Below are 14,974 nucleotides of genomic sequence, written 5' to 3'. Positions count from 1 at the left end.
TAATTAATTTCCTGCACCACGATATCGTTTAACCCCTTGATTCCATAGGGTAATTGCAATAGTAAAACAGATAACACCAACAATTGGCGTTGCGAAAGCATAGCTATTCCACTCTGTTTTTCTTAAAAAGTATGCTGCTGGATATACCCCAACAAATGCAAACGGTAAAACAAACGTTAAAACAAAGCGAATAACACGGTTATAAATATCAACAGGGTAGCGTCCATAATTCCCTATGTTATACATAAGCGGCATAATGGAACTTTTCGCATCCGACCAAAAGCCAAGACTTGCAAGCGTAACAAATATTCCGCCGTACACAAGTGCCCCTCCCCCTATCATAAATAGGAATAAGAAGAAATCATACCAGTAAAAAGATAATTGCAGCTCCATTGCTGCATAACCCATCACAATAATCCCCGTAATAGCTCCAATTAAAGATTCAAGTTCCATTCTTTCTAATATAATTTGAAATAAACTATGAATCGGTCTCGTTAATATACGGTCCATTTCTCCTTTAATAATGTAACGATCATTAAAGTCCCATATATTAAAGAAAGCTGAAAAAATGGCAAACGGTACTAAAAAGAAACCATAAATAAAGATTACTTCTTCTCGGCTCCACCCTTTTAGTGCTTGGGTATGCCCAAACACAACGAGAATGAAGATTAAATTAACAGCTTGTAGTGATAAATCTGAAAGTAATCCGACGATAAAATCGCCACGATACTCCAATTTTGTTTTTATATATTGACTTGCATATTGCAAAAATAATTTTATATATATCATCTCGTCATCCCCCTTGTACGATTAGACGTTTTCTCGCCGTTTTCCACATCAGTACAATTGGAATAATAAGTATAATTGCCCAAATCACTTGAAATAATAAAGCTTCATATAACTTACTTCCTTGTATACCTTCAGAGAAAATCATACTCGGAATATAACTAATTGCTTGAAACGGTAAAAACACCATTGCTTTTTGGGCCCATAACGGATAAAAACTAATCGGTAATAATAAACCAGAAAATAAATCGATAACAACACGTTTCGCATACATAATTCCACTATTATTAAATAAGAAGAATGTAAGCATTCCTGTCATTAAATTTATTTGTGTATTAATGATAAAACTAAATATTAAAGATAAGAAGAAATATAGCCACGTTTGAAAATTCGTTGTAATTTGTAATGAAAATAATAACGTAACAATAACCATACCCGGAATTGAAAAGAAAGCAAAACGAAATATCCCTTCTCCAAGACCTTGCATAACTTTCATACCTAAATAGTTGTACGGACGAATTAGCTCTACCGCCACACGTCCTTCTTGAATTTCCATCGCAATTTCTCTATCTATATTATTAAAATAAAAAGCGCGTGCCATCCACGCGATCGCAATATACGTAGTCATTTGTGAAATAGATAAACTTTCAATATTCTCTTTCCCACTATAAATTGCTTGCCATAAAAAATAATACGCACCAATGTTAATCGTATAAATTAAAATCCCGCTGTAATAATTTGTACGATAAGCAAGCATCATTAAAAAGCGAATCCGAATCATTTCAATATACTTACCCATGCATAATACCTTCTTCATAAATGTTACGAATAATTTCCTCTGTAGACACTTCGTTAATTTTCAAATCTTTAATTTGAAAGGCTTGTACTACTTTAGAAATCAGCATAGAAATGATAACTTCTTCATTCGGTATTTTTGCAACCCATGCGTTTTCTTCTTTCGCTTTTGACCAAACGACATGACTATCTGGCATAACCATTGATAACTCCTGGTATGAAACTGGAGCAACAAATTGAAAATGTATTTCCTTCTCTACTCCCCACTGCGTACGAAGATTATCTAAAGATCCGTCATACATAATATTTCCTTCATCAAGCATGATGACACGTTCACATAAAGCTTCAATATCAGTAATATCATGTGTCGTTAATAAAATTGTTGTTTTATAACGTTCATTCATCTCTTTTAAGAATTCTCGTATTTTCAATTTCACAAGAACATCGAGTCCAATTGTTGGCTCATCTAAAAATAATAACGGTGGATTATGAATTAATGCTGCCGCTAATTCACAGCGCATTCTTTGGCCAAGAGATAACTTTCGGACCGGCTTATCTAATAAAGGACCAATATCTAACGTTTCGATTACGTGCTCCATATGTTCCTTATACTGAGCGTCTGAAACACCGTACACTTTCTTCAATAAACGAAACGATTCTTGTACCGCAATATCCCACCAAAGCTGAGAGCGCTGACCAAAAACAACACCAATTGTTCTCACAAATTCTTCTCTTTGTTTATGTGGATTCATTCCGTTCACCGTGATTTGCCCTGAAGTCGGAGTCAAAATCCCTGTAAGCATTTTAATCGTCGTTGATTTACCAGCACCATTCTCACCAATATAACCGACCATTTCACCTTGCTTCACAGTAAACGACACATCATTTACTGCTGGTACTATTTTATAATTACGATTTAATAAATCGCGAAATGCACCCTTTAATCCCGGACGACTTGAATAGGCTGTAAACTCTTTACGTAACCCTTGTACCTCAATTACCGATTTCATAATCGGACCCCCTTCCTAAATGTCACAACGAATAGTTTACCCAACTGCTCCTTCTATCACAAACAATACGTCTTTTCAAAAAACATGTTAGAATAATACATAGATTTTTGTAAGGAGATGAATTGTAGTGAATTTCACGAAATCAGAAGCATTACATAAAGAAGCTTTAGAACATATCGTTGGTGGTGTTAATAGTCCTTCTCGTTCTTTCAAAGCAGTTGGAGGCGGTTCTCCCGTTGCAATGGAACGCGGGAAAGGTGCTTATTTCTGGGATGTAGATGGAAATAAATATATCGACTATTTAGCAGCATATGGCCCTATTATTACTGGACATGCTCACCCACACGTAACAGAAGCAATTAAAACAGCGGCTGAAAACGGCGTACTATACGGTACTCCTACAGCACTAGAAGTAAAATTCGCAAAAATGTTAAAAGAAGCGATGCCTGCTTTAGATAAAGTACGATTTGTAAACTCTGGCACAGAATCCGTTATGACAACTATTCGTGTTGCTCGTGCTTACACAGGCCGCACAAAAATCATGAAATTTGCTGGTTGTTACCACGGCCATTCTGATTTAGTACTTGTAGCAGCGGGCTCAGGTCCTTCTACTCTTGGAACTCCTGATTCAGCTGGCGTGCCACAAAGTATCGCCCAAGAAGTTATTACTGTTCCATTTAATAATGTAGAAACGTTAAAAGAAGCTTTAGATAAATGGGGACATGAAGTAGCAGCTATCCTTGTAGAACCGATCGTTGGAAACTTCGGTATTGTAGAGCCAAAACCTGGCTTCCTCGAAAAAGTAAATGAACTTGTTCACGAAGCTGGTGCATTAGTAATTTATGATGAAGTTATTACTGCTTTCCGCTTTATGTACGGTGGTGCTCAAGACTTACTTGGCGTAACACCAGACTTAACAGCACTTGGTAAAGTTATCGGCGGCGGACTTCCAATTGGCGCTTACGGTGGTAAGAAAGAAATTATGGAACAAGTTGCTCCGCTCGGCCCTGCATACCAAGCTGGTACAATGGCCGGGAACCCTGCTTCTATGGCATCAGGTATCGCTTGCCTAGAAGTGCTTCAACAAGAAGGCGTATACGAGAAATTAGATGCACTTGGCGCAATGCTTGAAAAAGGAATTTTAGAACAAGCTACAAAACATAACATCGACATTACAGTAAACCGTCTAAAAGGTGCATTAACTGTATACTTCACGACAAATACAATTGAAGATTACGATGCAGCCAAAAATACAGATGGTGAAATGTTCGGGAGATTCTTCAAGCTGATGCTTCAAGAAGGTATTAATTTAGCACCTTCTAAATATGAAGCATGGTTCTTAACGACAGAACATACAAAAGAAGATATTGAATATACAATTGAAGCTGTCGGCAGAGCATTTGCTGCTCTAGCAGACAATAAATAACCCCTGTAATTAAAAGGAAAAAAGAAAGCAACCTTTCTTTTTTCCTTTTTTCTATTTCATAAATCCCTTATTAATAGTATAATTATTCATAATTATCTGTTTTATATTCTTTTATATCCTTACTATCCCTGTATACAAGGCAGTTCACGCCTTAAATAGTAAGATTATTCAAAATTCATTTTCCAGAGGGGGGATTGACGGATGCTCAATAAAAAAAATAAATGGACACCGTCTTTATTTCGGAATTATAAAAATGCAGAACATGATGCGTGTGGAATCGTTTCCGTTATGGAAAAACGAAGAATTCCTACAAAAGAAAACATCGATCTTTGTATACAATCACTAGTCAAAATGAATCATAGAGCTGGTTTCATCAATGGCGAAGGAGATGGTATCGGAATTCATATCGACATGCCAAAAGCACTTTGGAATGAAAAACTGAAAAGTAGCGGATATAATCCAACGATTGTGGATCATCCCCACTTTATCGTTGGACATTTTTTTCTAAACAAAAAAGAAAACATTACTGAGTTAAAAGATTACATTCGTACGCAACTAAACAATGAAAACTTTACAATTGTTCTCGAAAATGATGATGTAATAAACTCAGATGCACTCGGTCCTCTTGGTAAACAAGAAGAACCTTTATTTTGGCAAATTGCCCTTATCGCCGAAAGTGAAGTTAAAAATATTGAACAAACATTATTTTCTGTAACAATAAAAATCGAAGAAAATGAAGCAATTCATGTTGCCTCATTAAGTCATGAACATGTTGTATATAAAGTTCTCGGCGCTGGTGATACACTCGTTGCTTATTACAATGATTTACAACACCCACTTATCGCTTCAACTATGACACTAGGACATAATCGCTATTCTACTAATACGTTATCTAATTTTTTTCGTGTACAACCATTTAGTATTCTCGGACATAATGGTGAAATTAACACGATTGCAAAATTACGCGATCAAGCTGAAATGATTAATGTACCACTTACTGCCGGAGGCAGTGATTCCCAAGATTTAAACCGCACCTTAGAAACCCTTCTCGTTCAGTATAACTACAGTTTATTTGAAGCAATGGATATATTATTTCCACCAATTATTAATGAAATAAAACTTTACGAAACAAACTTACAAAACTTATACACTTATATACGTGAGGCTTGGGGGCATTTCGCACAAGGTCCAGCTGGCATCATTTCACGTTATAAAGATGAAGCTGTTTTCAGTGTCGATTCCCTTGGATTACGCCCAGTTTGGAAAGTAGAGACAGAAAGCTCTTATATTTTCTCTTCTGAACCCGGCGTTGTATCACCAACTGAATATGTAGCAGAACCAAAACCACTCGCTCCTGGAGAAAAAGTCGGCCTTAAATGGAATAAACAAGATGAGCTTGTTCTTTACGAATATGACAAATACCAAAGTGAAGTATATAACCGATTTAAAAAGCGAGTTGATGTTACCGATTATCATTTAAACTTATCTATCCCTGAAACGAAAGAAATCCAGGGATTATGTGATTCTGTTCAAGTTGAAACGAAGCAATACGTCGCTTTCGGCTGGGATCGAGAACATATTCAACTCCTTGAACAGATGGCGACAAAAGGCGTCGAACCAATTCGATCACTTGGGCATGACTCACCACTTGCCGCACTTGATACAGATAGACGAAATATTGCTGATTTCATTAAGGAAAGTGTAGCCGTTGTTACCAATCCAGCAATCGATCGTGATCGAGAAGTCGAACACTTCTCCACGCGTACTGTACTCGGAGAGCGTCCGAGTTTATTAGATAACTCTAAACAACCATTTGTAATCGAGATGCTTTCACCCATTATTTTAGAAGGAAATTTAGCTCAATCTATCGCGGCAGACTTACACACGATTACGTACGAACAACTTATACAGCTATTCATTACTCATAGCTCTGTCTCTACAATTTCTGTTACATTTAGTCCATCAGAAACTTTACAAAGCGCATTAAATCGAATTAGTTCCGAAGCGATAGCAGCCGTTAAAAATGGGGCTTCCCTATTATTATTAGATGACGCTAACTCTCATCAAAATGAACTATTATGGATTGATCCACATTTAGTTACTGCTAAAGTACATCAAGCATTAACTGAAAATAAATTACGCCGGAAATGCTCTCTCGTTATACGTTCCGGTGCCCTTCGCTCCTTACACGATATCGTCACGCTATACGGATTAGGGGCAGACGGTATTAATCCATATTTATTGTTCGCAACTGTAAATGATGGAACAAAAGCACCAATTACTAATTTGTATACCGCACTTAATAAAGGACTAGAGAAAGTAATTTCAACGATTGGAATTCATGAATTACGCGGGTATGGTCGCCTCTTCTCCTCTATTGGATTACATGAGAAAATCGCAAATATATTACAAATTACAAACTTCTTCGGTTCAAATGATTTAGCTTTTTCACTTGAATCACTTGCTGAAGATGCAAAAATTCGTGTGATTGATTATAACAATCCAAAAGTTAGAATGAGAAAATCATTTCATATATTCCCGCGGATTTGGAAAGCAATTGGTGATGTCGCAAAAGGAAACTCTTATGATGATTACCGCGACAAGTTAAGTGAATTAGAAGAAAATAACCCTATCGCAATCAGGCACCTTATTCAAACAAAACAAACAAAACATGTAATTCCGACTGAAGAAGTGTCCATCGGCATTCACAATCATGATTTACCATTTATTATTAGTTCTATGTCATTCGGTTCTCAAAATGAAATAGCCTTCCGTGCATATGCAGAAGCTGCCGATCAGCTAAATATGATTAGTTTGAACGGTGAAGGCGGCGAAATTAAAGATATGATTGGTAAATACCCACATACACGCGGGCAACAAGTTGCATCTGGCCGATTTGGAGTAAACGCTGAACTACTAAATTCATCAAACTTAATTGAAATAAAAATCGGTCAAGGCGCAAAACCTGGTGAAGGCGGACATTTGCCTGGTTCAAAAGTGACTGCCAAAATTGCTGAAGCACGTAATGCTACAATTGGTTCGGATTTAATTTCTCCTTCTAACAACCATGATATTTATTCAATTGAAGACTTGGCTCAAATGATTACAGAAATTAAAACGGCTAATCATCTTGCAAAAGTAGCTGTAAAAGTTCCTGTCGTTCCTAACATCGGAACAATTGCTGTCGGTATCGCAAAAGCTGGCGCTGACTTTATTAACATTAGTGGATTTGATGGCGGAACAGGCGCTGCACGTATTCACGCATTGCAACATGTAGGTCTTCCTGTAGAAATCGGTGTTAAAGCTGCTCACAATGCGTTACTAGAAGCAGGTATGAGACATAAAGTAGAAATTTGGGCCGATGGTGGTATTCGAAGTGTAAATGACGCCTTAAAAATCATGCTTCTTGGAGCAAACCGAATTGGATTTGGTACATTATCAATGATTGCAATCGGCTGTACAACTTGCCGTGGTTGCCATCTAGATACTTGTCATGTTGGAATTGCAACACAAATTGAATCTGAAGCTCAAGCGAAAGAACATGGATTACGCCGCTTTGTCCCGCGCGAATTAGAAAGTGCAGTTGCGGGAATCTTAAACCTATTCACTACTTTCGGTATAGAACTGAGACGGTTAACAGGGCAGCTCGGTTATACAAATTTACAAGAAATTGTCGGGCGTTCCGATTTATTAGAACAAGTTCGAGGCCAAGATTTGTTAGAATTATGTAATTTACTGCAAACGATAGAAAATTCAACTGTTACAACAACAGTATCTGTACAAGAAAAACAATTTGAAACAGCTCATTCTCCTCACTCAAAAGAATTAGTAGGAGTTGGCGTAGAACAACGCGTTATGGGCGGTTTAGAATCTTGTTATCGCGTTCGTAGTAAATTATATGAAGACACAAAGCTTGAACCACTTACATTAAAGTATACAAATGGCTCTGTTCCCGGAAATGGATTAGGTGCTTACAATAGCGAAAACTTATTTATACACGTAAATGGCGGTGCACAAGATGGTATCGGCAAAACTTCCTTTGGCGGTGGCATTTATATAACGAAAGCAAAAGGAAAAGATGGAGGCTATTATAACGGTTCTGTCGGAAAAGGCTTTGGATACGGTGCGCAAAAAGGAGCACTATACGTGCAAGGTAACGCCGACGCTCGCGCTGGCATACGCCTTTCTGGAGCAGATATGATAATTGGAGGCAGAATTACAAAACCACTCCGCGAAAAAGAACAAGGAAATATCGGAGTATATTCTAATATAAAAGGATTTGCTTTTGAATATATGACAAATGGTCGCGCTCTTGTTTTAGGAGATCCTGGTCCATGGATTTGTGCCGGCATGACTGGTGGTGTTGTTTATTTACGTCATGATTCAAACTTAGGTTTAACAGAACAAGCCTTAAAACGAAGAATCGCAAAAGGGGCAAATGTTACATTACAACCAATTAGTAAAAATGGCAGGCAGGATGTTACTGAATTATTACTAGACTATATTCGTGTATTAAATGAGCATGAGCAATACGAGGAAGTCGCTTTGTTAACACCGTTACTCGATGATATTCAGCATCAGTTTTTTGAAATTATTCCGAAAAAAGAGCAGGCTGATCCGTCTATCTCAACAGAGTGATATGCCTAATTTTCATTTTCAAGAAAAAATTGACGAAGTACACTTCTCATAGTAATCTATAGTAACAATTTGAAACCTGCTGAAATTCAGCAGGTTTTTTCACTAAAAATTGATGTTTAAAAAGAATTAGGAAAAAGTATAAATGAATCTTAATTTCTTTTGAATGTCACTAAAATATCACTTGCTAACATATTGTAATGAATGTATAGTATCATGTTGTACATTCATTATGACAAGAGAAAGGATATTAATAAGGGTATGAAACTTGGTGCTCGCATTTTAAAAACGGGTATTGCCATTACATTAGCTTTATTTGCTTGTATTTTACTTCAATTACCGAGTCCAGTATTTGCCGGAATCTCAGCTATATTCGCTGTTCAACCGTCTGTATACCGCTCGTATTTAACTGCTCTTGAGCAAATTCAAGCAAACGTAATTGGTGCCGTATTCGCTATCGTATTTGCTACTGCTTTTGGACATAATCCTTTTATTATTGGATTAACATGTATATTAGTAATCGCTCTTACACTACAATTACGTTTAGAAAACACAATATCAATCGCTTTAGTAACAGTTATCGCCATTATGGAGTATCAAGGCGAAGACTTCTTTAGTTTTGCCTTACTTCGATTTGCGACAATTATGACCGGAATTATTGCGGCTTCACTTGTAAATTTAGTATTTATGCCGCCAAAATATGAAACAAAACTTTACCATCGCATCGTTGATAATACAGAGGAAATTGTGAAATGGATTCGTATGAACAGCAGGCAAGCTTCTGATTTTACAACGTTAAAAACTGATATTGATCGTATGAAAGAAAAAATGATTAAACTAAACCATTACTATTTGCTGTATAAAGAAGAAAGAAGCTACACGAAAAAAATACAATTCGCAAAAATTCGCAAGCTCGTTTTATTCAGACAAATGTTAGCGACAACAAGCCGTGCTTTAAGTACGTTAAAATCATTACATCGTACTGAAAATGAACTGCGCTATATGCCAGAAGAATTTCAGGAATCTATCCAAAACGAACTTGACTCATTAACGCATTATCATGAACAAGTTTTATTAAAATTTATTGGTAAAGCAAAGAAACAACAATCCGTTGAAATGCTTGATGAAGTTGAAACAGGTAAACAAGAATTAATTGATATCTTTATGGATTATCAAAACAAAGATGATGAGGAAGCATATAAAACATGGCTGCATCTCTTCCCTCTTATTTCTTCAATTATTAACTATAGTGAAGAAGTAGAGCATTTAGATTTACTTGTGGATAGCTTCTACACATACCATAAACCAGAAACAGAACTCAAAATCGACGATAAAAAAGAAGACGAATAAAAAAACAGCTCCTTTTACGCTAAAGGAGCTGTTTCTGTTATATGCTGAAGCTGATATAAATTGTAATAAAATCCTCTTTTTTTCATTAACTCTTCATGAGAGCCCTTTTCTTTTATTTCACCATCTTCAACGTAAATAATTGTATCAACATGCGTAATCGTCGCTAATCGATGCGCAATAATAATTGTTGTTCGATCTGCAGCTAACGTTTGCAGTGCCTCTTGAATATATCGTTCATTCTCTAAATCTAGAGCTGAAGTTGCTTCATCTAATATAAGTAACGATGGATTCTTTAGAAAAACTCGTGCGATTGCTACACGCTGTCTTTGTCCACCAGATAATTTCACACCACGTTCCCCAACGACAGTATCATAACCATCTGGCAACTCTGTAATAAAATCATGAATTTGCGCAGCTCGGGCAGCCGAAACCACTGCCTCCTTTGTAGCTTTCGGATTTCCGTATAAAATGTTAGCACCGATTGTATCACTAAATAATAAATTATCTTGCAGTACAATTCCAATATTACTACGCAAATTTCTCATATCATACTTTCTTACATCTATCCCATCTACATAAACTGCGCCTTCAGAAACATCATAGAAACGCGGAATTAAACTAGCAAGAGATGACTTTCCTCCACCACTCGCTCCTACAAGCGCCACCTTCTCTCCCGGGCGCACAGTTAATGACAGATTATGCAATATTTCTTTTTCATCCGCATTATAACGAAAAGAAACATTATCAAATATAACTTCGCCATTTAACTTTTTAGTTTGTACCGCATTTGGCACATTAACAATATCGTATTTTTCATCTAATAATTCAAACACTCGATCCATCGAAGCGAAAGACTGCGTTAATGTTGTAGATGAATTAACGAGGCGACGGAGTGGACTATATAGACTATCCATATATCCAACAAAGGCAACCATAGTCCCGAGTGTTAACGAGCCTTGAATTACTTCATATGCTGCAAAACCAATAACAAGTAACGGTCCTAAATCCGTTAACGTATTCACTGTCGAAAACGTTCTCGCCGTCCAATTCGTATGAGTTAGTGCTTTCGTTAAAAACTCATTATTTCTCTTTTCAAACTGCCCTCTTTCATACTCTTCTAATGCAAAACTACGTGTCACTTGCATTCCTTGAATACGTTCATGTAAATACCCTTGCATTGTTGCTAACGCTTGTGAGCGCTCTTTCGTCAATTTTCGAAGACGCCCGAAAAAATATTTCACTGCAACTACATAAATCGGTAAAATTAATAAAGCAACAAAGGTTAATTTTATATTCATAGAAAACATAACAATAATGGCAATAACAATTGTCGCAGTATCTAACCAAACATTCATGAGGCCAGTAATTACAAAGTCCTTCGTTTGTTCTACATCATGGATTACACGTGAAATAACCTCTCCTGTTTTTGTATTCGAATAATAACGTAAGCTCAATTTTTGCAAGTGACCAAAAATATGTTTTCTTAAATCGTATAGTATTGTATTTGCAATACGCTGAGCGAAATATTGACGATAATATTCTACCGGTGGCCTTAATACTGCAAAAATAAAAAAAGCAATCCCAATTGCGGTTATTAATTGGGACGTTTTTTCTTGAAGCGAGCCCACGCCCTGAATAACATCATCAATAATATACTTTAATAACCACGGCATAATAAGCGGGATACCGAACTTAACAAGACCAATAATAATTGTAATAGCAATGAGCCATCGATATGGTTTAACAAATTGTAAATATCTTTTTATACCCTGCACGTAATCCCCCCTCTAATAGGACAAACCTGCCGGGAAATCCCCTGCAGGTTTGTTTTAATTTCTGTACATTAAATATCTCTCATACCACATATCTACGAAATCAGGTGCAAATGGACCTTTTCTTTGATGAATCCACTGCGTTAAATGTGCTACATTTCGCTTTAAAATTGTATCAATAACAGGTGGATATTGCATGATTTGACTATGCTTTTCATACTCATCTTCATCTAAAAGTGTATATGTCATATCTGGATACACTTTAATATCTAAATCATAATCAATATACTTTAATGCCTCAGAATCATATGCAAAAGGAGAGCTTAAATTACAATAATAATATACTCCTTCTTCCCTTAGCATTCCAATCACATTAAACCAATAGTTTGCATGAAAATAACAAATTGCTGGTTCACGAGTAATCCATGTTCGGCCATCTGATTCTGTAACTACTGTACGATCATTCGCTCCGATCACAAGACTCTGTGTCCCTTTTAAAATTGTTGTTTCTTCCCACATTCTATGAATGGAGCCATTATGTTTATAACTATGTATTTGTACCTTTTCTCCTTCTTTGGGAAATCCCATATATGCTCCCTTCTTTCAACTGCAAATGCCCTTCTTAAGTTGTCTTAACTACCCCTTGAACTGCATTCACTTTTTTTCTATTATAACTTTTTTGCCAAAATTTTAAAACTAAAGCGATAGGACACTTGTTTTCATGAGGAATATAATGAAGTTTGTATCATTGAATACCACATCACCAACCCTTTTAATAAAGGTGAATTTCCTATGAATTAGCAATACGTATTTCAGAAGATTAAACGAAGATATAACAAAAAGAAAAGTCCCTCTCATCTCTGTTTAAGAAAGGACTTTCCCCCTAAAATCAACAACATATCTCACCTTTAATTTCAAATTATTTTTTCGGTTTCAAAAGATTGAATCACATTATTCGTTTGCTGTTCAAATTTTTCATGCAAAAGTTTTAATGCTATTTCTGTTCTGTATATTTCTTGACGGATAAAATGCAATTCTTTTTTATCGTACGTATCCCTTCCACTCATTTCAATTTGCTGATACTTCTCTAAATGTGATTGTAACTTTAAAAGCTCATCCATTGTTTCCAACTGCTCTCCTACCAACTTATCAAAATCGTTCATCACTTACCCCCTTTTGATTCATTCGCCAGTTATAATTCCTATTACATATTTCTAATCGCGAACTTCTTTCTCCTTTGACTACATTTGTTGACTTATTAGAAGTTATGTCGTTCCCTTTATTTTCATTACAGTGACACACACAAAGAAAACACTTCTCTCGAACGGAGAAGTGTTTTTCCTTCATTACTGATTTGAGCTAGAAGATTGTGATTGTTTTGCAGCTGATTGTGCATTTTGTTTTTTCACTGCATGCACATCTGTTTCAGTTGCAAACTCTGTACCATAACTAGCATTTGCACTTTGAGCCGCAGAAGCTTGTGCTTTCTGTGCCTCTGATTGTGCGTTTGCTTGTTTTACTGCTTGTACATTCGTTTCAGTTGCAAATTCTGTACCATAGTTAGCATTTGTACTTTGAATGCTAGCACCAGAAGTTGCCTTATTATAACCTTGTTGTTTTTTACTCATCTTTCTCACCTCCACAACAAATAATGTAACCAATCTATCTAGAAACTATCCGTAATTTTCTTTTTTATAATTTCCGCATATATCTCTTATCACTCATTCAAACTACATATGATGGAGGTGGAAATATGTATACTGGACGTGATATGACTGAGCTAACTATGATTTCCAAAAATGAATGGAACAAGGATGAATTAGCTCATTTTCATCATTCATTTCAGCAAATTATGCCTTACTTAAACGTAGAGGGACAAACAATCTATAAAGAAATTGTGAAAGAAATTGAGTCACGGGGCGGATTATAAAAGCGCGATTTTTTAAACTCAGAGTACAAAATTATTTTCAATAAAAAAACGTGTTCCAAAATTCTAGAACACGTTTTTTTATTTATTGTATTGTAATTTTCTCAACACAATTCTCATAAATAGTACGATGTGACTTCGAGAAAGGTAATTGTTCAAATGCTTCTTTCGATACAAATTTCAATGTATCTGTTTCCACAATATCACCGGTTACTTTTCCGTAAAATATGAATATATCCCAAGTACGATGCGTAAAAGTATGCTGTACATTCATTGCGTATTCATCAATGGAAACCGAGAGATCAAAGCTCTCCTTCATATAATCCGTAAGCTGTTGTTTCTGATTACGAATACCTTCACCGAGTTCAATATTCGGGAACTCCCACATATTAGCCAGTAATCCCGTACTTGGGCGTTTATTAATTACGTAACGGCCATCTTCAGTTTGAAGTACTCCTGCAACGAGCGGTACCATTGTAGGTGCTTTCGCTTTACTCTTCACTGGTAGTTCTTTTTGGACACCCTCAGCATACCCTCTGCAATGTTCACGTACAGGACAAAGTAAACAAGATGGATTTTTCGGTATACAAATTAATGCCCCTAGTTCCATCAAACCTTGGTTAAAATAAGATGGATTTTCTTTCGAAATAATTTCACGCACAATCTCTTCAAAAACTTTTCTCGTCTTCGGTTTTGCAATATCATCCCACACTGATAAAATACGAGATAATACGCGCATAACATTTCCATCAACCGCTGGCTCTGGTATGCCATATGCAATGCTTAAAATGGCACCTTTTGTATATGGTCCCACTCCTTTTAATTTTTCAATTTTCTTTACATCGCTCGGTACTTCCCCGCCGTATACTTCTTTTACCTCTTTTACTGCAGCATGTAAATTTCGTGCTCTAGAATAATAACCTAAGCCTTCCCATGCTTTTAATACTTCTTCATCATCAGCAGTTGCTAGCGCTTCAAGCGTAGGAAACTTCCCCATAAAATTTGCGTAATATGGTTTTACAGCCTCTACCCTTGTTTGCTGTAACATAATTTCCGAAACCCAAACACGGTATGGATCTTTATTTTTTCGCCACGGTAAATCACGTTGTTCTTTTTCAAACCAACCAATTAAGTCATTTTGAAACTGTTCTATGTTAAATTCATTTAATATTTCAAGTGTCAAACTTGATCCCCCTCATTTTTTTGCATATACGTACTATTATAAAGATTTTAGGAAAAAATTTAAGTAAGATGACATAGGAAATAGAAGGCA

The 14,974-nt window shown here is 36.2% G+C and carries 12 protein-coding genes; 4 read left to right on the top strand and 8 right to left on the bottom strand.

Features of this window, described 5'->3' with window-relative positions:
• Positions 1–3 precede the first annotated feature (3 nt).
• The 3 genes from QUF93_RS05030 to QUF93_RS05020 are packed head-to-tail and all read right to left on the bottom strand — an operon-like array spanning position 4 to position 2,591.
• On the bottom strand, positions 4–789 hold the full coding sequence (locus QUF93_RS05030; RefSeq protein WP_289358041.1) for an ABC transporter permease: 786 nt from the start codon (positions 787–789) through the stop codon (positions 4–6).
• Between the two features lie 4 nt (positions 790–793).
• Positions 794–1,585 (bottom strand): ABC transporter permease, encoded by a 792-nt coding sequence (locus QUF93_RS05025; protein WP_000521522.1) that lies wholly within the window; start codon positions 1,583–1,585, stop codon positions 794–796.
• Positions 1,578–2,591, bottom strand: coding sequence for an ABC transporter ATP-binding protein (locus QUF93_RS05020; protein ID WP_002115964.1), 1,014 nt, complete (start codon positions 2,589–2,591; stop codon positions 1,578–1,580). The genes QUF93_RS05025 and QUF93_RS05020 overlap by 8 nt, the downstream gene beginning before the upstream one ends.
• A gap of 127 nt (positions 2,592–2,718) precedes the next feature.
• On the opposite strand from QUF93_RS05020, the gene hemL reads away from it, so the two are divergent.
• From hemL to QUF93_RS05005, 3 genes are all read left to right on the top strand, one after another.
• Positions 2,719–4,017, top strand: coding sequence for a glutamate-1-semialdehyde-2,1-aminomutase (gene hemL, locus QUF93_RS05015; RefSeq protein WP_289358040.1), 1,299 nt, complete (start codon positions 2,719–2,721; stop codon positions 4,015–4,017).
• A gap of 201 nt (positions 4,018–4,218) precedes the next feature.
• Positions 4,219–8,655 carry a glutamate synthase-related protein gene (locus QUF93_RS05010; RefSeq protein WP_289358039.1) on the top strand — a complete coding sequence of 1,479 codons (4,437 nt, stop codon included), beginning with the start codon at positions 4,219–4,221 and terminating at the stop codon, positions 8,653–8,655.
• Between the two features lie 258 nt (positions 8,656–8,913).
• Positions 8,914–10,002, top strand: coding sequence for an aromatic acid exporter family protein (locus QUF93_RS05005; RefSeq protein ID WP_088057449.1), 1,089 nt, complete (start codon positions 8,914–8,916; stop codon positions 10,000–10,002).
• A 14-nt stretch (positions 10,003–10,016) separates the two neighbouring features.
• On the opposite strand, the gene QUF93_RS05000 is transcribed toward QUF93_RS05005, so the two are convergent.
• The 4 genes from QUF93_RS05000 to QUF93_RS04985 all read right to left on the bottom strand — a co-directional run bounded on the left by QUF93_RS05000 (position 10,017) and on the right by QUF93_RS04985 (position 13,402).
• Entirely contained in the window at positions 10,017–11,777 is a 1,761-nt protein-coding gene (locus QUF93_RS05000; protein WP_289358038.1) for an ABC transporter ATP-binding protein, read from the bottom strand.
• A 54-nt stretch (positions 11,778–11,831) separates the two neighbouring features.
• Positions 11,832–12,362, bottom strand: a complete 531-nt coding sequence (gene ntdP / locus QUF93_RS04995; protein ID WP_000506627.1) for a nucleoside tri-diphosphate phosphatase — start codon at positions 12,360–12,362, stop codon at positions 11,832–11,834.
• Positions 12,363–12,688: 326 nt separating this feature from the next.
• Positions 12,689–12,937: a YgaB family protein gene (locus tag QUF93_RS04990; RefSeq protein ID WP_289358037.1), complete on the bottom strand. Its 249-nt coding sequence runs from the start codon at positions 12,935–12,937 to the stop codon at positions 12,689–12,691.
• 183 nt (positions 12,938–13,120) lie between these two features.
• Positions 13,121–13,402 (bottom strand): gamma-type small acid-soluble spore protein, encoded by a 282-nt coding sequence (locus tag QUF93_RS04985; protein WP_289358036.1) that lies wholly within the window; start codon positions 13,400–13,402, stop codon positions 13,121–13,123.
• A gap of 125 nt (positions 13,403–13,527) precedes the next feature.
• Between QUF93_RS04985 and yfhS the strand changes: the two genes are divergently transcribed.
• Positions 13,528–13,704, top strand: a complete 177-nt coding sequence (gene yfhS / locus QUF93_RS04980) for a mother cell protein YfhS (RefSeq protein ID WP_002094743.1) — start codon at positions 13,528–13,530, stop codon at positions 13,702–13,704.
• A gap of 82 nt (positions 13,705–13,786) precedes the next feature.
• On the opposite strand, the gene mutY is transcribed toward yfhS, so the two are convergent.
• On the bottom strand, positions 13,787–14,884 hold the full coding sequence (mutY, locus tag QUF93_RS04975) for an A/G-specific adenine glycosylase (protein ID WP_289358035.1): 1,098 nt from the start codon (positions 14,882–14,884) through the stop codon (positions 13,787–13,789).
• Between the last annotated feature and the right edge of the window lie 90 nt (positions 14,885–14,974).

Source organism: Bacillus hominis, assembly GCF_030348325.1.
GTDB classification, from domain to species: domain Bacteria; phylum Bacillota; class Bacilli; order Bacillales; family Bacillaceae_G; genus Bacillus_A; species Bacillus_A hominis.
This window is presented reverse-complemented; position numbering and strand designations above follow the sequence as displayed.

Excerpts from the sequence above, each read along its gene's own strand:
- QUF93_RS05025 (WP_000521522.1), bottom strand. The coding sequence starts at position 1,585 with ATGGGTAAGTATATTGAAATGATTCGGATTCGCTTTTTAATGATGCTT.
- QUF93_RS05005 (WP_088057449.1), top strand. The coding sequence starts at position 8,914 with ATGAAACTTGGTGCTCGCATTTTAAAAACGGGTATTGCCATTACATTA.
- QUF93_RS04985 (WP_289358036.1), bottom strand. The coding sequence starts at position 13,402 with ATGAGTAAAAAACAACAAGGTTATAATAAGGCAACTTCTGGTGCTAGC.
- ntdP (WP_000506627.1), bottom strand. The coding sequence starts at position 12,362 with ATGGGATTTCCCAAAGAAGGAGAAAAGGTACAAATACATAGTTATAAA.
- QUF93_RS05020 (WP_002115964.1), bottom strand. The coding sequence starts at position 2,591 with ATGAAATCGGTAATTGAGGTACAAGGGTTACGTAAAGAGTTTACAGCC.
- QUF93_RS05010 (WP_289358039.1), top strand. The coding sequence starts at position 4,219 with ATGCTCAATAAAAAAAATAAATGGACACCGTCTTTATTTCGGAATTAT.
- QUF93_RS05030 (WP_289358041.1), bottom strand. The coding sequence starts at position 789 with ATGATATATATAAAATTATTTTTGCAATATGCAAGTCAATATATAAAA.
- QUF93_RS04990 (WP_289358037.1), bottom strand. The coding sequence starts at position 12,937 with ATGAACGATTTTGATAAGTTGGTAGGAGAGCAGTTGGAAACAATGGAT.
- yfhS (WP_002094743.1), top strand. The coding sequence starts at position 13,528 with ATGTATACTGGACGTGATATGACTGAGCTAACTATGATTTCCAAAAAT.